Here is a 16299-nt window from a genome sequence, read left to right as displayed (position 1 = left end):
GCGGGCGCGCCCTGGACGGTCATCGCTCCTCCCCCGCCAGACCGAACAGCCCCTCCAGGGACGGCTGTAACGGCTTCGACAGGCGCGTCTTGATCAGCTCGCAGTGCGCCGGATCCTGCTCGATCAGCACCGAGCGGAAGCCCTCCAGCACACACGCCTCGGCCGTCGTGCCACTCCCGGCGAACGGGTCGAGGACGGTGCCTCCGGGTGGGGTGACCAGCTTGACCAGCCAGCGCATCAGCGCGAGTGGCTTGACCGTGGCGTGCGCGGTGCCGTCGGCCAGCTTGGGACGTTCGGCGCTGCCGGCCTTGGCCTCGTAGCGGAAGACCGGGAAGAAGCGGGAGGCGCCCCCGCCAGCGTCACCGGCCCAAGCTCCGCGCTCGCCCTCGGCGCCGTGGTAGCCCATGCCGCGCCCCTTGTTGCGGCTGTTGTTGCTTGGCATCCAGCCGCTCTGCCGGTCGAGTTCGGCGACCGGGCACGTCTCCTGATCGCATGGCCCGTTCTCCACGCAGGACGCCGAGTGCGAGAACACCAGGTTTGTCGGCCAGCGCCCCTCAGGAGCCCCACCACGCACCCCCGGCAGTGGGGCGAAGTCCGTACCTCCGCGCTCGGTGTAGCGGCGGTCCTGGGACGCCTCAGCCATGCGGGGACGGGATTCGCCGGTCGGCTCGACACGACATGCCGCGATGTGGAGCGCGCCTGTGCCGTACTCCAGGACAGTCTGAGCGACGGTTCCGGCCAGCGGCTTACGGATTAGCCACCAATGCTCCTGGCCGGGCTTAAGGGCCGTGCCCCAGCCTTCCCAGCGGGCGGCATCGTCGGTCGGCTCATCTGCTGAGACAGCCGTACCGCCTGCCGTAGTAGCTGTTGTTGTGCTCGCCATCACGCCAGACGTGCCACAAGTGGGCGAGGCGACATACTGGTCCCCCAAAGCCGCACGCCGGTTCAGCGTTCGCGAGGACCCTCCGACTGTCTGATGTGCATGTATGGCCTTCGACACGTCCAGGCTCTTCGGGAATCCGCTGCCGAAGATGTGGACGATGCAGTCGCGGATCTCCAGTCCGGCATCTTCGAGGGCGGTCGCGGTCCAGTGCGAGGTGCGGGGCAGTGCCCACACCAGGGCGTGACCGCCCGGCTTGAGCACCCGCCGAACTTCGGTCATGACCTCGGTCAGCCACGCCACCCAGACGGCCCGCCCGCCCTTGTCGGCGTCCCACGTCTTGCCCATAAACGAAATGCCCGCCGGCGGGTCCGTGACGACGGCGTCGACGCTCGCGTCCGGCATCCCGCGCAGCACGTCGAGGCAGTCCCCGAGGTGCACGGTCACCATGTCGTCGGCGTAGTACGGCTGGGCGAGGGACGAGGCGCTCATCGGGGGTCCTCCCCGCCCGAGAGAGTCGACTGGAAGGACCCGCTCACGTCATGCACCAGCCGTTGTCGCAGGGAGCGTCCTGCTCCTCCATGAAGAACGGCAACGGGTCGCGACCTTCGGGAACCACCCGGCGTAAGCCCTGGCCGTGGGCTGCGCCGTACCGGGTCAGATAGACGTTGTCCTTGCCGAGCCTGTGGCGGCGTTCGTTGAGAAGGTCCTCCAGGTCGGCGGCCTTCTCGAACAGATCAGGGTCGGTGCGGCGCATGTCGGCCCAGCTGTCGGTCTTCCGCAGAGGGCAGAACCAGCAGCTGGACTTCGGCGGGATAGCCAGGCCGGCCTTGCGAATGATGCTGACGCAGTCGCTCACTCTCAGCCTGAGGTCGATGAGCGGGTACACGAGCCGCTCGTAAGGAGCGGCTTTGCGGCTGTTCATCCGCTCCATCTCGTCGAGCGAGATGCCGACGCCGATCGTGCCCGGGCGGTCGGCGGAGGCGCCGTGCTGCTTCAGCCACTTGGCAATGACCGCGATCTTGAAGGTGCCGGTACAGGATCGGTTGCCTGGCGCAGCGTCCGCCTTGCCACCCATGCGGACCGGGATCCCGATTGAGCGGGACTCCGGCCGGGTGAGGTCACCGTAGAGAGTCTTTACCTCGCCGTCGCGACCCACCTTGCGCAGCATCTGTAGGTCGATGCCGTGCTTCTCGGCGAACGGAAGCGCCACGTCATGGAAGTAGGCGATGGTGTCCGGGTGCTCGGAGTCGTCACCCACGTTGGAGAACAGCCAGTGGTCGAAGCCGCCGTCGGGCAACTTGCCCTGCGCCTGGAGCACGAGGGCAGCGACTGACTGGCGACCTGCGCCGAAGCTGAACACTCGCAGGCCGCGCCGCTTTGGGACCTCACTGCATGCCGCGCTCATCGCGCGAACACCTCGCCGCCCTGCTCCCGGCCCACCTTGCACGCCGTGCACCAGTCGCCTGAGGCGTCGCACTGCCAGCCGTCGCGGCGGAGCGTGATCCGGGCGACCTCGAAGCGCTCGGGCTTGGTCATGGCCTCGGAGACGACATAGTCCCGCTCGGTGGCGGTGCCGCAGCCGTCGCAGAACACGCCGATCTGGCAGGGGAACTCGTCGTCGCGGAGTTCGCGTTCGACGGGCTGGCCGGTGGTGGGGTCGTTGACGAAGACTTTCATTGTCACTCCTAATCGATCATGAGTTTGAGATCTTGCTGGGATTACGCTCACCAGTTCGCTCCTGAGGGCCGTAGAGCCCTCAGGAGCGATCCGGATGGGCGTAGGGGCTGGGAGGCGGGGTTAGCTCGCCACGGGCGAACTGGGGGCCGCGCAGGAGGCACCAGGGCCAGACCGTGCGCGCCGGTTCAGAGAGCGAGCCAGATCCAGCAGCCAGCCCTCGGCGATCTCGTCAGCCGAGTTGCCCCAGCCGGCGGCCTCGTGCGTCTCCGCCTCGTCGGCCACCTGCTCGAACCCGGCAGCGAGATGCTTCGCCACGTCCGGGTCCATAAGAGCGATCCAGTCCCCGGCCTTGTCCGCCTTCGGGTGGCGGACCGGTCCTGGCTTGTCCACGACGACCACCGAGAGCCGGTCGGCGTGGGTGGTGATCACGGACGTGCACTCGGGCGGCTCTCCCGGCCACCAGCGGGGGCCGTCCAGGCTCCAAGGGCCGGCAGGGGCGGCCGAGGCGGTCTCACGCAGGAGGACGGCGGCGGTGCGGAGCTCGTCCGCCACGGTCAGCGCGGTGGTGTCAGGCATGGACGGCCACCTCCTGCGGGAGCGTGTCGGCGAACATGCGGGCCGGGCGCTCGAACGGCTCTCGCGGGCACAGCGTGAGCTGGCCGGGCGGGTCCGGGATCGGGGCCGGCTCCTGCGGGCCGGGGCCGTCGTCCTCGTTGCGGTAGTACAGGCACGTGTACTGGTCGCCCAGCCGGTAGCCGTCCTTGCGGAGCCACTCCGCCGGCGTCTGCCCGAGGAGGGCGATCAGGACGAGGGGGCAGCCCTTGTCCCACTCGCCGCGGCGAGTGGGGGCGTCGTGGACGCAGCGGCGGCAGTTGTTGTCCATCCACGCCTCGCCGTCGGCGCAGTTGGAGAACGGCGAACCCTCGACAGCTCGGGGTTCGGCTTCTTCGTAGGTCGGGAAGGTCATCTCACTTCTCCTCGTGGATCTTGTAGGGGGTTAGCGGACCCTCGTCCGCGTCTTGCGGCACACCACGCACCGCTCTGTGGTCACGCGACCGATCCGTTCGACCACCGCCCAGGAGTGCCAGAGGTGGATCACGACGCACCCCCGGCCACCGAGGACAACCAGACCTGGTCGTCGGCCCGCTTCCACCGGTTCAGGAGCGTCCGGCGCTGCTTCGCCGTGAGCGTCACGTACCGGTCGTAGACCGACACCACGCGGGCCTGGGCAACGTGCCAGGACGGGAAATGGTCCTCGCTCGACAGCGTCAGTTCACCGACAGGGACGACCGTGTACAGGTCACCCTTCGGGTACTTGGAGGCGTAGAAGCGGGCGTATTCGCGGTCGGTCGTGATGTAGACCCGGTCGGTGTGCTGAGTGAGCGGGTCGAAAGCGTGGCTCTGGCCGGCGCGATGGGCGTCACACACTGCGCAGCCGTCAACGAAGTTGGGGCGGCCGGGCAAGATCAGGTCGCCGACCTGGAGGCCGGGCGCTCCCCCATGCCAGTAGCGAGACTCAGCCATGGTCGCCTCCGCGCCGGTTCCGGAGGTCGGCCAGCAGCTCGTTCACCGCGTCCGCCACGCTCGTGAGCGGACGCTCCGGCTCGGTCGGGTCGGGCTCGCCGCCCAGCACGGTCGCCCGGCCAGGGCAGTCCTTCAGCGGTACGCCCAGAGGCAGGCCATCCGTGGCGAAGGCCGCGCGGATGCGGGCGTCCCACTCCCGTTCCAGCTCGGACGGGTCGTAGCGGTCCAGGCTGTAGGAGCCGTCGATGACGAGGACCACGTCGATGCCGCCGTGTTTTGACGGGATCGCCATGACGCGCAGCCAGTCCTCGCGAACCTTGAGCAGGCCGGCGACCGTCTCGGGTGGGTAAGTCATGACGCCCACGCCTCCCCGTAGCCGATCATCACTTCGGTCCACGGCCACACCCCGCCGGCCTCCAGCCGCTCCGGCCAGGAGCGTTCGTCGCGGTCGCCGCGCCACGACTCCATGTCGACGATGCGCTTGTGCTTCGCCTCCGGGGTGTCGGCCCGGCGGATGCCGTAGCCGAACTCCGGCCAGCCCAGCAGCGCCGAGGAGCCGCGCGGCCTCAGGTCCCTGCGCCCTCCAGCGCCGAGCGCGTGGCCGGCGTGAGCCTCCAGCAGGACGCACGCGCCGCGCGCCCGGATCATGTTGAGCGCGGCCAGGATCGGCGCGACCTCGTCGTCGGAGTTCAGCGCGCGAGGGGCGAGCCGGTAGAGCGGGCCGAGGAACACCACGTCCGGCTGGATAACGGCGATGCGGCGCATCAGCCACGACAGGTCCCGGTCGGACGCCAGGTCGAGGCCCTGGGGGCGGATCTCCAGCCAGAGGTTCGTCTCCTCGATCGGCCGTTCCTGCAGGCGGGCCTGGGCGACCATGGGCCGAAGCTTGCGCCTGACCTGGGTCGCGGTGTTCTCGCAGTCGAGGACCAGCACCCGGCGCGGCTGGATCGGCGTGTGCTGGAACGGGTGCAGGCCGGCGGCGATGGTGACGGCGAGCTGGCGAAAGATCGTCGACTTTCCGAGCCCTTCCGTACCGGTAAGGATCATGCGGTCGCCGCGTTCCAGCAGGCCGGGCACGATCCAGTCGTACTCCTCGTCCTCGACGGCGAGGAACTGGCCGACCGTGAGGGTGTCGACGTCGTCGCCGAGCTCGAAGTCTCGGACGTCTTCCAGCTCGCGCACGGCCTGCTCGGTGAGGCCGTGCGCGTCGGCGCCGAGGTCCTGGGCGCGCTGTGCGATCCGGATGCCGGCGGCGATGAGGCGCCGGCGGACGCCGTGCCCGCGGACGATGGCGGCGTAGTGGCCGACGTTCGCCGGGGTGAGGCAGGCGGCCATGAGGGTGTGCAGGTACTCGCCGCCGCCGGCCCTCGCGAGGGTGTCGAGCTCCCTCAGTTCGGCGAGGACCACGGTTGGGTCGGCGGGCTTGTTGGCTCGGACTGCGGCGAGGATCGCCTCGTACACGAGCTGGTGGGCGGGGCGGTAGAAGTCGCCGACGCTGACGGTGACCAGGCACTTCTCGACGGCGGCAGCGGATAGGAGCATCGCGCCGAGGAGTGCCTGCTCTGCGTCGAGGTCGTGTGGCTGCAGGCGTTCGTTCATTCGCGTTCCATCCATCGGTTGCGTGGGGTCGTGGCGGGTGGGCTCGTGACGCGTGGTCCGCGGCCAGAGCCGTTAGCGGCAGCCTTGAGTTGGCGTTTCTCGTGTTCGCGGCGCATCCAGTTGCGCCAGGCGCCGGGCCAGTCGAGCTTTCGGCCTTTGGCGCCGGGGATACCGCGCCAGTAGTCGCAGAAGGCTGCGTGGTCTTCCGGCCCACAGGAGGGGGCTTTGTCTCTCGCCCAGGCGATCAGCTCAGGGGTGATCGGGAAGTCGTCGGGGAGGCGGGTCCCGAGCTTGGTGGGGCCGGGGGCGTCAGACAGACTCGAAGAGTCTGTAACTGCTCCCCTGCTCCCCTGCTCCCCTTCTCCAGGCGCGAGACCCTCGCGAGAGTCTCCGGAATCGTTCGCGAATGCGTCGTCTTTGTCGCCGTCTACGTCCCGTGTCGAGCCGTTGACGTCGGCAGATGCCTCGGTCTGGATGGTCGCGCCACAGTCGTCGGGTCTGGGGTAGCGCTGCTTGCCGGGCTTGTCGACGCGCTGGTGCCGATCCCAGGTGGGGATGTGCAGGTAGCGCTTGCCCTGATGCTCGTAGCGCACGATCAGAGAGGCCGCCGAGAGTGTCGCGAGACCGTCGCGAACGAAGTTCCGTGCTCCTTGGGGGTCGTCTTCGAGGGCGAAGAGGTCCGCTGAGATCTGGCGGAAGTCGTCGATGCCCACCCCGTTGTCGTCAACGTAGGACCACAGGCCGATGAACAAGAGCCGCACGTCGCGTCGAAGCCTGGCGATGTCATCCGACCGCCAGAACTCAGGCTTGATCGACCTGATGCGCACGTGGGACCTTCCGGGTTGTTGAGCAGATGGGGATTACGGGGGCAGGGCCTGTCTTCGTGGCATCTAGCTGGCCTCCTGGAGCGCCGACTCCCGAAGGCGGATACAGGACCGGCAGACCGGGTTCAGGCCGTCCGGGGCGTTGCTGCGCTGGTCGTAGTCCGCCGCGGGCAGGATGTCCTTGCAGTGGCGGCACTTCTTCTTGGCGACCGTCACCTCACGCTTGGCCGGGTAGCGCTGCTGCCGGCGGCGTTCACGGCGGCGTTCCTTCGGGGTGAGGCCGCCCCAGATGCCGTCCTTCTCGTTGTTGTCCAGGGCGAAGGCGAGGCACTGGGCGCGGACGGGGCACCACCGGCAGAAGGCGACGGCCTGCTCCACTTCGGGGCTCCTCTCGCCTTGGGGGAAGAACACGGTGAAGTCGGCGGCCGTCCGGCAGGCTGCGTCGTCACGCCACAAGGCGGTCATGACGTACGCCCCTCACCGGCCGGCGGCCCGAGGATGACGGTGTCCAGCCAGCGCACCAGCTTGTTGCCGTCGCGCACGTACTTGAGCTCGTCCCACTGGACGTAGGCGACGTTATGGCCCTGGAGGTGGCCGAACCCCTTGATCTCGCCGGCTGCGACCTTGCGGTCGTAGACGCGAAGGGAACGGATGCGGTCGCCGATGATGAGGCTCATCGTTTGCTGCCCTTCTGGGTACGGCGGCGCCTGGTGGGTCGGATGTGGTGGTAGCCGCCGCACACGCACAAGGTGGTCAAGCGGCCGGGGATGGCGTTGAACGCCTCGTCAGGGGTGTCGTAGACGGGCTCGGCGGGGATGGGGCAGTGGTAGGCGCCCCGGTGCTCCTCGTTCGGCCACAGCTCGTCGTGGAGCTCGGCGAGGAAGTCGGTGTGCTCGTCGTCCACGACCCGCCGCTCAGGGTGCGGCGGCAGCGACGCCTCGCGAAGGCGGCGCCACAGGAGGCCACCCGTCGCGGCGATCACTGCGAGGGCGACCGCGGCGACGGTGACGAACGGGGCGTTGGAGGCGGTCACGGCACACGCTCCAGCGGCATCGTGTCGTAGATGCGGGCGGCCGGCGGCGTGATGCGCGGCGCGCCCCAGTCGAACGGCTCAGGGGCGGTGCGGGCGCGGCCGTGCCTGGCGGGGACCAGGCCCAGCAGGCGGCAGGCGCGGTGGGCGAGGCGGCTCACGACTTCAGCTCCGCGTTCAGCTCGTCGTGGTGGCGGGCCAGGCGCATCACGTTGCCGTTGCGGAGGACCTCGATCTGGTCGGGCGGGATCTGCGCGCCGAGCGCCACGAGGGAGTCGGCGTAGCCCTTGGCCAGCTCCAACTGCTCGTTGGAGATGCGCTCGGCTTCCTGGCATTCCACGTGGGCCTGGCTGTTCTCCGCCTCCAGCGCGTTGATCCGCTCGTTCAGCTTGCGGATCGTCTCGGTGTTGTGGTTGATCTCGGCCTGGCGGCGGGCGATCTCCTCGCGGCGCTGGCGGACGATCTCGTCGTGCTGGAGGGAGCCGGTGGTGGATGCCTTGAGCTGGAACAACAGGGTGTTCCAGACGGCGTTCTGGACGAGCGGCGAGTTGTACTCGACGGCGGGGGGCGGCGGGGCGGCGACGCGGGTGCTCATGCGATTCTCCGGGATCGGTATTGGGTCTCGGCGGCGACCTGCTGCTGGAGCAGGTCGCGGAGGTTGTCGGCGGTCGGCGCGTAGCCGTACTGCGGGGTGATCGTCATGTCCATCCCGGCGGCCTCCTGGCCTTTCGTGAGGACCGGCGTGAGGCGGGTGGCCCAGGGGCGGCCTTGGTCGTCCTCCCAGATGGACCAATCGGGGTAGTCGGCCTGGAGGGCGGCCAGGTCGGGGGGTAAGTCATGGCCGGCGCGAGGGTGGATCATGTCGGGACCTTTCACGGTGGAGCGTCGAAGACCTTCGACGGGGACCCGTGGCGCGTCAGGTCCTCCGCTTGAGCGGAGAGGCAGGAGGCGCAGATGCCGCAGGGCTCGCCCTCCTTGGTGGGGCACGCTGGCTGCGTGCCTCCTACGCAGTCGTGATCGATGGGGACGGTTTCGCCCTCCCACGGGCAGAAGCGCAGCTCCTCTACTGGTCGCACTTCGCACCTCCGGAAGGGATGAGCCAGCCCTCAGCCGTGGCCAGGGCCGGGTGATCGTGGATCCAGCGGTGGCACGGGCGGCACAGGCAAACGCACTGGTCGGGGTCGAGGATGTCCGCGCCGCGGGAGCGCATCCCGGGCTCGTGGACATCGACGGACCGGGCTCGGTCGCAGCGCTCGCAGGCGGGCCGCTCCGCGAGCAGACGCGCCACCAGAGGGCGCCGCTCGCGGTAGATGGCTTCCTGCTTCTTCGAGCGGTGCCGGAGCCGTGCCTTACGGGCGAGCGGCTTGCCCGGCTTGAGGCCGGTCTTGCTCTTCAGCTCGGTCTTGCGCTGGAGCCGCCCGCCGCGCTTCACGTGCCTACTCCTGCCAGAGCGATCTCGGCGCGGGCGGTGGACTGCATGGTCCGGCCCACGTCGATGCGCGCGTGGAGTGCCTTGATGTGCTCCTTCTGTAGCCGGACCGCGGCGGCGGCCTTCGCCCACACCCTCCACAGGTGGTCGGTCTGGGTGATGGCGACCTGCTTGCGGTCTTCCACTGAGCCGGACGCCTCATGGAAGACGCCGGCGAAAGCGACCTTGAAGTCGCCCTCGGCATCGACGGCGATCTCTTCCAGCTCGCCGAGCTTGGCGACGGCCAGGTCCAGGTCTCGGGACAGGGTGCCGAGCTGCCTGACGATGGTGAGGATGTCGGTCACGACGGCTCACCGCCGTTCGGGACAGCCGCGAAGGGGTCGAAGAGCTCTGAGCTGTCGAGGCGCTCCGCCTTCTTCGGGTTCTCGATCGTCTGCCGCTCAAGCTTGCCGTGGGCCCGGATCTCCGGCCCAGTCATGAGCCCGGCCGCGGACTTCTCCTCATCGGTCAGCTTCGACCGGGCGACCTTGCCGGACTTGGTGCGAGGCAGCCCGTCGGGGACCTGCTTGCCCCGCTCGATCAGCAGATCGACCAGGCGCATCTCCCTGCCGGCGGCGTCGGTGATGAGCTGGGCGAGCAGCCCGGCCCGGTTCGCTTCCCGGTAGGTGCGCTCAAGGTCGGCCTTAGTCGCGTTGCCGTTCAGCGCTTCCTGGCGGAAGTCCTCGACGGTCTTGGCCGCCGAGCGTTCGTAGGTGATGCCGTCCGGGTCCGGGTCGTCGGTCGGCAGGCACAGCGCCTGCAGCAGGGCCGTACGGAAGGCGACAGACATGGCCTTGCTCATCGCCTTGTCGCCGGAGTCCATCGCCTCGCCAGGCACCCGGCAGTCCAGGTGGCTGCCGTCCGGGCCGTAGAAGCGGTAGGTGACCGTCACCTGGGCGTGGCCCATCTGGGTGCGGTTGCGGCCGACTTCGACGGTGCCGTAGGAGGAGTCCTCGACGATCGGGACGACGATCACGCCGACGTCCCGGAGCTTCGGGCCGACCGCGTTGACCACGGCGTCCACACCGCGGAAGACGTAGCCGCCGTGGTCATTCTTGTCCCGCTTGGCCACGGAGCGGACCTTCTTCATCACCTGGGCCAGCGCCTGGTAGATGTTCAGCTCGGTCACCGTGCTCACGCGGCACCGTCCAACTCGTAATCGCCCTGCTCGTCGCGGTAGGTGTCCTCGTCGGCGCCCAGGCAGGGGCCGCCCCGGTAGGAGGGCGTGGTGGCTTCAAGCTGGTCGGCTGCCTCACGCATCAGGCGGGCGGCCTCGGTGGTGGAGGTCACCTGGGTCCAGGTGGAGAGCCAGTCGGCGTCGTCCCCCAAGTGGTCGATGAGGACCACCAGGGCCGCTTCGGCGGCGTACCAGTCGGGGGCGACGGAGCGGAGGATGGTGCCGGCGGAGACTCTGCCGATGCGGGCATAGGTCAAGTTGTCGACCTCGCGGGCGGCGTCGCGGAGGACCTGGATGGTCTGGGCGCGGGTGACGGTCTTGACGCTCACGCGGCACTCTCCAGGGCGGGCTTGAGGGTGATCCGGCCGGCCTTGAGCGCTTTCTTCGCCTCGTGGATGAGGCGGTCGCGCTCCTTCTTGGCCGCGATCAGCAGGTCGTCCTCGGCCGGGTCGGGGGTGCCGTCCTCGACGAGGGTGACGGCGCGGGAGGCGTTCACGTCGTGCCGGCCGACCAGGATGGCGACGGCCAACGCTCGGTGCAGGAGGCGTCCGTTCTCCTCGCCGTCCCAGGCGGCGGCGCACATGGCCTGCGCTTGGAGGATGTCGTCGAAGCTCACGCGGCACCTCCGGCCTCGCGGCGGGTGTCGATCCGGTCGAGGGCCGCAGCCACCGTGTCGGGGTCGCCGGCGATGAGGATGTCCAGCAGCGCCGCGTCCTCGTTGGAGGTGAGGTGCATGCGGCGGATGCGGTCGTGGACGTCGGCGGGTCTCATCGGCCGGCCCGGCGGGTCTCGTAGCGCTTGGCCAGGTCCTGGTACGCCTCGGATCCCTTGAGGCAGCCCCACATCTTCGTCTGGAGGGCGACGTCGGTGCCGGTGAGCGCCTCCTGCACGGCTTGTGCCGTGAAGATGGTGGATTCGCTACCGTTGCTCATAGCTCGGTCCCTTTCTCGTTTGGGGGATTCGGGTCAGCGGGTCCTCGCCGGTTGGGTCGGTTGAGGGCCCGCGCTGCGCCTAGGAGGCGGCGGTGTAGCGCCGGCCGGGCCGGGAGACCAGCGGCGGGACCGACGTGAGATGTGGTCTCGCCTCAGGCTTGGGCTTTGTGGCGCGTTCGACCCGGGTCGAGGCGCCGGAGGATGCCTTCATGGCGGCCCTTGACCTGGCCTTAGCTTCCGTAGCCAGGTATTCGACCGCGCCATGGAGTTGGCTGAGTGTCCAGCCGACCTTGCGGCCGTTCCGCGTGTGAGGGACAAGGTGCAGTCGTGCGAGCCGAGCGAGAGTGGATGCCTTCAGGACGTGTCCGCCGACCAGAGCCGCGCCCTCGTCGTTGGTGTAGACCCGCACTTCCGCCTCAGTCATGAGGCCCTCGCCGCAGGGATAAGGTGGCGCGAGATGTAGCTTTCGAGCGACTCTTCGCTCACCAAAACGGGGGCGTTCTTGGCCTCTCCCGCCTTGAAAGCGTCCAGCTCACCATCCTTGATGAGGTCGGAGATGAGCCAGCGGGACAGGCCCGCACGAGCGGTGACCTCCTTGATCCGAATCCACCTACCCGACATGATCTGTCCTGTTGTGTAGCTAGCTTCCATGCAGCACACGCTACAACTAACTACAACTAGCGGCAAGAGGGGGTTCGAAGATCTGTGTTAATGACCGAATTTCAACAACGTGCTACAACTGACCTCGTGGAGGACAGAGACCGCCGAGGTCCCGCCTACCCGCTGTATGAGCGGGTGCTCAAGGAGCTGAACACGCTCAACTGGACCCAGGAGCAGTTCAAGGCACACTCAGGAGTGGCCAGAAGCACGATCGCCAAGTGGCGATACCAGCCGCGCTCGCCGCAGGCATCGACGGTGAAGGCCGTAGCTCAAGCCCTCGGCATCCCCGAAGGAGAGGCCCTCCGACTCGCCGGCATCCCCGACGGGCGGATACCGGACGCCCCCCTCGATGAGATCGGCGACTTCGTGGCGACCGCTCATGACGTGGTCTCAACCCTGCGCGAGCGCGCGATGGAATCGGGACAGTCCTTGGGAGAAGTGCTGGTGGAGTCAGGCCTCGCCCGCCCAGAGGAACTCACCGTTCCCGAGAGCCTGCCCGTTGACCCGATCGTCGCTGAGCTCGAAGCCGCCACCGACATCTCCCCTGAGACCAAGGCGGAGTTGATTCGACTCCATCTCGCCAATAGGGCTCGCCGCTTCGAAGAGGAGCGGAGAAAGAGGAAGCCGGGCGCATAGCACCCGGCTTCCTTCTTCTCCTGCATCAACCCAGGCCGCGCCCCACCGCCTGGAAGGGGCCAGTGTCATGGCCGTTCGTCCCGCCGGACAGGTGAGCTGCATCGATCTTGGCCATGGTGTCGGCGCGGATCGCCAGCTTGAAGTAGCGTTCCGCCGTCAACACCTGGGCGGAGATGACCTTCGCGTGTTCGCTGGTGGCAGCTTCCACGCGAGTGGCGTGTGCGAGCGTCGCGTCCTCCAATCGACGGGCATGCCAGATCAGCGCGACACAGACCGTGAAGGCGGCCGTGGCTGCTGTGAGCGCGAGACTTGCTTTGGTGTGCAGCACGTCAATGGCGACGTCTACTGCTACAACCCCCCAAGCAAGGGCTACTGCGCAGGTGAGGGTGTTTCTGAACGGGTGGATCAAGGTGTGCCTGCCTTCTGACCGGGGGTCCCCACTTCCTCGGTCGGACCGCTTCCTGCTTCCCACGGCGAGACGCGATAAGGCTTCACCATAGGTGACGTGGTGGTGGATGGGAATGGGGTGAACGGACCGGTCCATGCGCGCCTTATCGTGCCCGTTTGCACGATCTTACGGAGCGTGACAGAGCACACCCGAAATGCCTGAATATGGACCGGTTTGCGTGTAGCCAAGTTCTCTATCTAGCCACAAAGATGTTGCGTTCTGGACAGCTTCATACCGGGCTTGTCAGCCTTCATGCTGGTCAGCCAGTCAGATTCCCAACCCGGCGCGTATTCACCCAACGAAGGAGCGCCCGAAATGGCATACGTCGAAAAGCGTGGCAGGCGGTGGCGAGTGCGGTGGCGACTTGCCGACGGCACCTACTCCAGCGGCACCACGCGGAACCTCGAGACAGGCGAGTACTTCGCGGACGAAGACGAGGCCCGCCAGTACGGCGAAGACCAAGAGACCTTGATCCGGCTAGGGATTCTCAAGGACAAAGAGGACGGCCCGCTTTTCGAGGCGTGGGCGCACACCTGGTACTCGGGCTTGGACCTGGAACACAGCACTCTGGAGACGTACTGGAGCCTTCTACAGGGCCACCTCATGAGGCGCTGGGCCGGCGTCCGGCTCCGCAAGATCGAACCTCATGACGTCAACGCGTGGGAACGGGAGATGATCAGCTTCGGCTATGCGCCCCGGACCGCCTCCGATGCCCGCAACCTGCTCATCAACATCCTCGGCGAGGCCATCCCCCGCTACCTCGATGGCAACCCCGCCGTGCGCAAGAGAGGTAAGGGTAGGAAGGGTGCGCGGCGCGTTGCCAAGTATCAGCGGGCGGAGAAGGTCTGGCCGTCCCCAGAGGAAGTCATCCTCATTGCGGAGCGAGCCGCCCTACTGGCCGAGCATCCCGACGTCTTCCTCATGCTGATCACCAAGGCCTGGACAGGCATGCGCTGGAGCGAGGTCCTTGCTCTCAGTCCCGACCAGCTCCTGCCGGACGGCATGTGGCACGTGGACACCAAGCTGTATCAGGCGCGGAAAGGCTTCTACACCGGATACCCGAAGGATGGATCGCTCCGCAAGATCGACCTACCTCCTTTCCTGCTGGCGCTCCTGACGCGACAGGCAGGGAAAGCACAGACCTGTGTCTGTGCGGGCAAGCGCGACCCCTTGCCCAAGGCGCCAGGATCGGAACGAACCGAGTGGTGCAGGGCGGGCGGGCGCAGTTACCTCTTCCTCACTCCCGGCCGGGCGCACTATCAGCGTGGGGACTTCAGCTCAGTCGCCATGCGGCCCGCGGCGGACGGCCTCTATCCCTCCAGGAACACGGAAGAACGATCCCGGCCGGCCCGGCCCGTGCTTGCGGACGTCGCGACGTATCTAGCTGGACCGGTGGCCAAGCGGCAACACCCAGAGGCGGTTGAGGGTGGGTGCTGGCCGGGTTACCCCGTCCACTGGCCCTGGCCCAAGGCGGAAAAGGGCGAGGAGTTCGTGCCACCGAGCGGGCGCGGGCGGCCGAACTGGTCCGCGTGGGAGGAAACCCAGCAGCCGCATCTAGTGAGTTGGCTCCCGATCCGGCCGGGGTTGACTCCGCACGGCTTCCGCCATGGCCACCAGACGTGGATGGACGACGGCGGGATCGCCCCTGCGCTCAAGGAGGAGCGGATGGGCCACGAGAACACCTCGATGCAAGCCCTCTACGGCCATCCGACCGAAGGAATGAGAACGAAGCTCGTCGACCTCTTGGAAGCGCTCTGGGAGAACGGGGTCCGCGAGCGGTTCGCGCGGTGGCCGTCATCTCCGGTGCCGGTTTTGAATGAGGCGCTTGCTCCGTGGCGCGAGGGCTCCGCTTCCAAGATCGTGAAGCTGATTTCGCCGACTCCTCGACGCGTCAGTCGGAGCGCCTAACCAAGATCGCCTCTCCCATTTTTCTCCCACCAAAGAATCAAGGCCCTGATCCGATCTCTGGATCAGGGCCTTGACCTGTTACTTCCTTGTGGAGATGAGGGGATTTGAACCCCTGACCCCTTCGATGCGAACGAAGTGCGCTACCGGACTGCGCTACATCCCCAAGGACTCGACCAGATTAGCAAACTTCCAAGGGTCCTCGCGCCATCCTCAGTCCCCAACCGCCCGGCGGGGCGGTTCGGCGTACTGGTCGAAGAGCACATCCCCCTGCCGAGCCGTGAAGGCGATGATCTCCGCCTCGGCCTGAGCGGCGGCGAGTTCGGCGGCACGGCGCTGGTCACGGAGGCGGCGGCGCTGGCGCGCCCGGGCCTCGGCGGCACGTGCGCGACGCTCACGGTCGACGCGGACGGCGATCCGGAGCACGGTCGCATAGCCGAAGAGCACGACGGCCGACGGCGCGACGCCCCACCACGGGATGACCTTCACCGCGGCCGTGACGACGGAGGCGAACACCAGCAGGAGCGAGAAGAACAGCAACCGCCGCCGCCGCGCGACGATGATCGACCGGTGGCGGGCGCGAATGTGCCGGAAGTCCGCGAGCGACCGCTCAAGGGTGTCCGGATCGTACGTTTCCTGGGCCTCGTCCAGCAGTTCGTCGGCGTCGTAGAACTCCTCCTCCAGCTCCTGGAGGTGCGTCTTGTCCCGGCGCAACCACATCGGGACCAGGACGCAGAGCCACATGACGACGATGGCGAGGTAGAGGAAGACCGGACTCACGGCCACCTCCGGGCAGCACGAAAACGAAGGGCGTCGGTTCGCGTCTTCGATGTGCTCACGTCACGCACCGTAAGACCGCGTGTCACTGATTGACGAGCATTCGATGCGGTGTGTCGCGAGATCGTCAAAGCTCTTCAACGGCGGACCCCGCTCGGCGCCACTGGACGAGCAGGCCGCGAGGGGCGTCCTCGACGGTCAGGGCGTAGCAGATGTGGTCGCGCCAGGCGCCGTCGATGTGGAGATGTCGCCGTCTGACGCCTTCCTCCCGGAAGCCGAGTTTCTCCACCACCCGGCGGCTGGCCGCGTTCTCCGGCCGGATGTTGGCCTCGATGCGGTGCAGTCCCGCGGTGAAGAAGCAGTGGTCGACCGCCATGGCCAGCGCGGTCGGGGTGATGCCGTGCCCGGCGAGCGCGCCGTCGATCCAGTAGCCGACCTGCGCGGACCGGGCCGAGCCCCAGACGATGGCGCCGACGGTGAGCTGCCCGGCGAAGCGGCCCTGGTAGGTCATGACCCACGGCATCGACATGCCCTGCCGGGCTTCCCGGCGCAGCGTGCCGACCATCGAGATGTACGGGCCGAGCCCGGTGCGGAACAACGGCGTCTCGGGGTTGCTCGGCTCCCAGGGACGCAGCCAGTCGGCGTTGCGCAGCCGGGTCTCGCGCCACACCCGGACGTCCGCAAGGCGCAGCGGTCGAAGGCCGACCGGCCCCTCGGTCAGCGTCGCCGGCCAGCCACGAAAACGATCCACACCTGCAT

At 68.0% G+C, this 16299-nt stretch carries 28 protein-coding genes and 1 tRNA gene; 2 read left to right on the top strand and 27 right to left on the bottom strand.

Annotated elements, in window-relative coordinates:
- Nucleotides 1–19: 19 nt before the first annotated feature.
- From AB0I67_RS14075 to AB0I67_RS13965, 23 genes are all read right to left on the bottom strand, one after another.
- Nucleotides 20–1372: a DNA methyltransferase gene (locus tag AB0I67_RS14075; protein ID WP_357922819.1), complete on the bottom strand. Its 1353-nt coding sequence runs from the start codon at nucleotides 1370–1372 to the stop codon at nucleotides 20–22.
- A gap of 43 nt (nucleotides 1373–1415) precedes the next feature.
- Nucleotides 1416–2201, bottom strand: coding sequence for a phosphoadenosine phosphosulfate reductase (locus AB0I67_RS14070; RefSeq protein ID WP_357922816.1), 786 nt, complete (start codon nucleotides 2199–2201; stop codon nucleotides 1416–1418).
- 83 nt (nucleotides 2202–2284) lie between these two features.
- Nucleotides 2285–2560, bottom strand: a complete 276-nt coding sequence (locus tag AB0I67_RS14065) for a hypothetical protein (protein WP_357922813.1) — start codon at nucleotides 2558–2560, stop codon at nucleotides 2285–2287.
- Between the two features lie 120 nt (nucleotides 2561–2680).
- Nucleotides 2681–3136, bottom strand: a complete 456-nt coding sequence (locus tag AB0I67_RS14060) for a hypothetical protein (RefSeq protein ID WP_357922811.1) — start codon at nucleotides 3134–3136, stop codon at nucleotides 2681–2683.
- The gene (locus AB0I67_RS14055; RefSeq protein WP_357922808.1) at nucleotides 3129–3527 is read right to left on the bottom strand and encodes a hypothetical protein; all 399 of its coding nucleotides are present in this window, start codon (nucleotides 3525–3527) and stop codon (nucleotides 3129–3131) included. Before AB0I67_RS14055 ends, AB0I67_RS14060 begins: the two co-directional genes overlap by 8 nt.
- A 128-nt stretch (nucleotides 3528–3655) precedes the next feature.
- Nucleotides 3656–4084: a hypothetical protein gene (locus AB0I67_RS14050; RefSeq protein ID WP_357922805.1), complete on the bottom strand. Its 429-nt coding sequence runs from the start codon at nucleotides 4082–4084 to the stop codon at nucleotides 3656–3658.
- Nucleotides 4077–4439 (bottom strand): hypothetical protein, encoded by a 363-nt coding sequence (locus AB0I67_RS14045; protein WP_357922802.1) that lies wholly within the window; start codon nucleotides 4437–4439, stop codon nucleotides 4077–4079. The genes AB0I67_RS14050 and AB0I67_RS14045 overlap by 8 nt, the downstream gene beginning before the upstream one ends.
- Entirely contained in the window at nucleotides 4436–5683 is a 1248-nt protein-coding gene (locus tag AB0I67_RS14040; RefSeq protein WP_357922799.1) for an AAA family ATPase, read from the bottom strand. Before AB0I67_RS14040 ends, AB0I67_RS14045 begins: the two co-directional genes overlap by 4 nt.
- Nucleotides 5680–6510 carry a hypothetical protein gene (locus tag AB0I67_RS14035; RefSeq protein ID WP_357922796.1) on the bottom strand — a complete coding sequence of 277 codons (831 nt, stop codon included), beginning with the start codon at nucleotides 6508–6510 and terminating at the stop codon, nucleotides 5680–5682. Before AB0I67_RS14035 ends, AB0I67_RS14040 begins: the two co-directional genes overlap by 4 nt.
- A 63-nt stretch (nucleotides 6511–6573) precedes the next feature.
- Nucleotides 6574–6972: a WhiB family transcriptional regulator gene (locus AB0I67_RS14030; protein ID WP_357922793.1), complete on the bottom strand. Its 399-nt coding sequence runs from the start codon at nucleotides 6970–6972 to the stop codon at nucleotides 6574–6576.
- Nucleotides 6969–7184: a hypothetical protein gene (locus AB0I67_RS14025; protein ID WP_357922791.1), complete on the bottom strand. Its 216-nt coding sequence runs from the start codon at nucleotides 7182–7184 to the stop codon at nucleotides 6969–6971. Before AB0I67_RS14025 ends, AB0I67_RS14030 begins: the two co-directional genes overlap by 4 nt.
- The gene (locus AB0I67_RS14020) at nucleotides 7181–7540 is read right to left on the bottom strand and encodes a hypothetical protein (protein ID WP_357922788.1); all 360 of its coding nucleotides are present in this window, start codon (nucleotides 7538–7540) and stop codon (nucleotides 7181–7183) included. Before AB0I67_RS14020 ends, AB0I67_RS14025 begins: the two co-directional genes overlap by 4 nt.
- Entirely contained in the window at nucleotides 7537–7698 is a 162-nt protein-coding gene (locus AB0I67_RS14015; protein WP_357922785.1) for a hypothetical protein, read from the bottom strand. Before AB0I67_RS14015 ends, AB0I67_RS14020 begins: the two co-directional genes overlap by 4 nt.
- Nucleotides 7695–8132 (bottom strand): hypothetical protein, encoded by a 438-nt coding sequence (locus AB0I67_RS14010; RefSeq protein ID WP_357922782.1) that lies wholly within the window; start codon nucleotides 8130–8132, stop codon nucleotides 7695–7697. The genes AB0I67_RS14015 and AB0I67_RS14010 overlap by 4 nt, the downstream gene beginning before the upstream one ends.
- Nucleotides 8129–8398: a hypothetical protein gene (locus AB0I67_RS14005; protein WP_357922779.1), complete on the bottom strand. Its 270-nt coding sequence runs from the start codon at nucleotides 8396–8398 to the stop codon at nucleotides 8129–8131. The genes AB0I67_RS14010 and AB0I67_RS14005 overlap by 4 nt, the downstream gene beginning before the upstream one ends.
- A 202-nt stretch (nucleotides 8399–8600) precedes the next feature.
- The gene (locus tag AB0I67_RS14000) at nucleotides 8601–8969 is read right to left on the bottom strand and encodes a hypothetical protein (protein ID WP_357922776.1); all 369 of its coding nucleotides are present in this window, start codon (nucleotides 8967–8969) and stop codon (nucleotides 8601–8603) included.
- Nucleotides 8966–9310: a hypothetical protein gene (locus AB0I67_RS13995; protein WP_357922773.1), complete on the bottom strand. Its 345-nt coding sequence runs from the start codon at nucleotides 9308–9310 to the stop codon at nucleotides 8966–8968. Before AB0I67_RS13995 ends, AB0I67_RS14000 begins: the two co-directional genes overlap by 4 nt.
- Nucleotides 9307–10143 (bottom strand): ERF family protein, encoded by an 837-nt coding sequence (locus AB0I67_RS13990; RefSeq protein WP_357922770.1) that lies wholly within the window; start codon nucleotides 10141–10143, stop codon nucleotides 9307–9309. Before AB0I67_RS13990 ends, AB0I67_RS13995 begins: the two co-directional genes overlap by 4 nt.
- Nucleotides 10140–10511 carry a hypothetical protein gene (locus AB0I67_RS13985; RefSeq protein ID WP_357922768.1) on the bottom strand — a complete coding sequence of 124 codons (372 nt, stop codon included), beginning with the start codon at nucleotides 10509–10511 and terminating at the stop codon, nucleotides 10140–10142. The genes AB0I67_RS13990 and AB0I67_RS13985 overlap by 4 nt, the downstream gene beginning before the upstream one ends.
- Nucleotides 10508–10798, bottom strand: a complete 291-nt coding sequence (locus AB0I67_RS13980) for a hypothetical protein (RefSeq protein WP_357922766.1) — start codon at nucleotides 10796–10798, stop codon at nucleotides 10508–10510. Before AB0I67_RS13980 ends, AB0I67_RS13985 begins: the two co-directional genes overlap by 4 nt.
- On the bottom strand, nucleotides 10795–10953 hold the full coding sequence (locus tag AB0I67_RS13975; protein ID WP_357922763.1) for a hypothetical protein: 159 nt from the start codon (nucleotides 10951–10953) through the stop codon (nucleotides 10795–10797). The genes AB0I67_RS13980 and AB0I67_RS13975 overlap by 4 nt, the downstream gene beginning before the upstream one ends.
- Nucleotides 10950–11114: a hypothetical protein gene (locus tag AB0I67_RS13970; protein WP_357922760.1), complete on the bottom strand. Its 165-nt coding sequence runs from the start codon at nucleotides 11112–11114 to the stop codon at nucleotides 10950–10952. Before AB0I67_RS13970 ends, AB0I67_RS13975 begins: the two co-directional genes overlap by 4 nt.
- Before the next feature lie 420 nt (nucleotides 11115–11534).
- Nucleotides 11535–11765 (bottom strand): hypothetical protein, encoded by a 231-nt coding sequence (locus tag AB0I67_RS13965; RefSeq protein ID WP_357922758.1) that lies wholly within the window; start codon nucleotides 11763–11765, stop codon nucleotides 11535–11537.
- A gap of 96 nt (nucleotides 11766–11861) precedes the next feature.
- On the opposite strand from AB0I67_RS13965, the gene AB0I67_RS13960 reads away from it, so the two are divergent.
- Nucleotides 11862–12410, top strand: coding sequence for a helix-turn-helix transcriptional regulator (locus AB0I67_RS13960; RefSeq protein ID WP_357922755.1), 549 nt, complete (start codon nucleotides 11862–11864; stop codon nucleotides 12408–12410).
- A 25-nt stretch (nucleotides 12411–12435) separates the two neighbouring features.
- Here AB0I67_RS13960 and AB0I67_RS13955 read toward each other — a convergent pair whose 3' ends face one another.
- The gene (locus AB0I67_RS13955; protein WP_357922752.1) at nucleotides 12436–12819 is read right to left on the bottom strand and encodes a hypothetical protein; all 384 of its coding nucleotides are present in this window, start codon (nucleotides 12817–12819) and stop codon (nucleotides 12436–12438) included.
- A gap of 354 nt (nucleotides 12820–13173) precedes the next feature.
- On the opposite strand from AB0I67_RS13955, the gene AB0I67_RS13950 reads away from it, so the two are divergent.
- Nucleotides 13174–14766 (top strand): hypothetical protein, encoded by a 1593-nt coding sequence (locus tag AB0I67_RS13950; RefSeq protein WP_357922749.1) that lies wholly within the window; start codon nucleotides 13174–13176, stop codon nucleotides 14764–14766.
- 89 nt (nucleotides 14767–14855) lie between these two features.
- Here the strand turns inward: AB0I67_RS13950 and AB0I67_RS13945 are convergent.
- The 3 genes from AB0I67_RS13945 to AB0I67_RS13935 form a co-directional block, all read right to left on the bottom strand.
- Nucleotides 14856–14929, bottom strand: a tRNA-Ala gene (locus AB0I67_RS13945).
- 47 nt (nucleotides 14930–14976) lie between these two features.
- A complete protein-coding gene (locus AB0I67_RS13940; protein WP_357922746.1) occupies nucleotides 14977–15543 on the bottom strand; it encodes a hypothetical protein in 567 nt (188 codons plus the stop codon).
- A 124-nt stretch (nucleotides 15544–15667) separates the two neighbouring features.
- Entirely contained in the window at nucleotides 15668–16291 is a 624-nt protein-coding gene (locus AB0I67_RS13935) for a GNAT family protein (protein WP_357922744.1), read from the bottom strand.
- Nucleotides 16292–16299 lie beyond the last annotated feature (8 nt).

The sequence above is a fragment of the Nonomuraea sp. NPDC050310 genome, assembly GCF_040655795.1.
Classification (GTDB): Bacteria; Actinomycetota; Actinomycetes; order Streptosporangiales; family Streptosporangiaceae; genus Nonomuraea.
This window is presented reverse-complemented; position numbering and strand designations above follow the sequence as displayed.

Excerpts from the sequence above, each read along its gene's own strand:
- AB0I67_RS14075 (WP_357922819.1), bottom strand. The coding sequence starts at position 1,372 with ATGAGCGCCTCGTCCCTCGCCCAGCCGTACTACGCCGACGACATGGTG.
- AB0I67_RS14065 (WP_357922813.1), bottom strand. The coding sequence starts at position 2,560 with ATGAAAGTCTTCGTCAACGACCCCACCACCGGCCAGCCCGTCGAACGC.
- AB0I67_RS14060 (WP_357922811.1), bottom strand. The coding sequence starts at position 3,136 with ATGCCTGACACCACCGCGCTGACCGTGGCGGACGAGCTCCGCACCGCC.
- AB0I67_RS14055 (WP_357922808.1), bottom strand. The coding sequence starts at position 3,527 with ATGACCTTCCCGACCTACGAAGAAGCCGAACCCCGAGCTGTCGAGGGT.
- AB0I67_RS14050 (WP_357922805.1), bottom strand. The coding sequence starts at position 4,084 with ATGGCTGAGTCTCGCTACTGGCATGGGGGAGCGCCCGGCCTCCAGGTC.
- AB0I67_RS14045 (WP_357922802.1), bottom strand. The coding sequence starts at position 4,439 with ATGACTTACCCACCCGAGACGGTCGCCGGCCTGCTCAAGGTTCGCGAG.
- AB0I67_RS14040 (WP_357922799.1), bottom strand. The coding sequence starts at position 5,683 with ATGAACGAACGCCTGCAGCCACACGACCTCGACGCAGAGCAGGCACTC.
- AB0I67_RS14030 (WP_357922793.1), bottom strand. The coding sequence starts at position 6,972 with ATGACCGCCTTGTGGCGTGACGACGCAGCCTGCCGGACGGCCGCCGAC.
- AB0I67_RS14025 (WP_357922791.1), bottom strand. The coding sequence starts at position 7,184 with ATGAGCCTCATCATCGGCGACCGCATCCGTTCCCTTCGCGTCTACGAC.
- AB0I67_RS14010 (WP_357922782.1), bottom strand. The coding sequence starts at position 8,132 with ATGAGCACCCGCGTCGCCGCCCCGCCGCCCCCCGCCGTCGAGTACAAC.
- AB0I67_RS14005 (WP_357922779.1), bottom strand. The coding sequence starts at position 8,398 with ATGATCCACCCTCGCGCCGGCCATGACTTACCCCCCGACCTGGCCGCC.
- AB0I67_RS13975 (WP_357922763.1), bottom strand. The coding sequence starts at position 10,953 with ATGAGACCCGCCGACGTCCACGACCGCATCCGCCGCATGCACCTCACC.
- AB0I67_RS13970 (WP_357922760.1), bottom strand. The coding sequence starts at position 11,114 with ATGAGCAACGGTAGCGAATCCACCATCTTCACGGCACAAGCCGTGCAG.
- AB0I67_RS13965 (WP_357922758.1), bottom strand. The coding sequence starts at position 11,765 with ATGGAAGCTAGCTACACAACAGGACAGATCATGTCGGGTAGGTGGATT.
- AB0I67_RS13950 (WP_357922749.1), top strand. The coding sequence starts at position 13,174 with ATGGCATACGTCGAAAAGCGTGGCAGGCGGTGGCGAGTGCGGTGGCGA.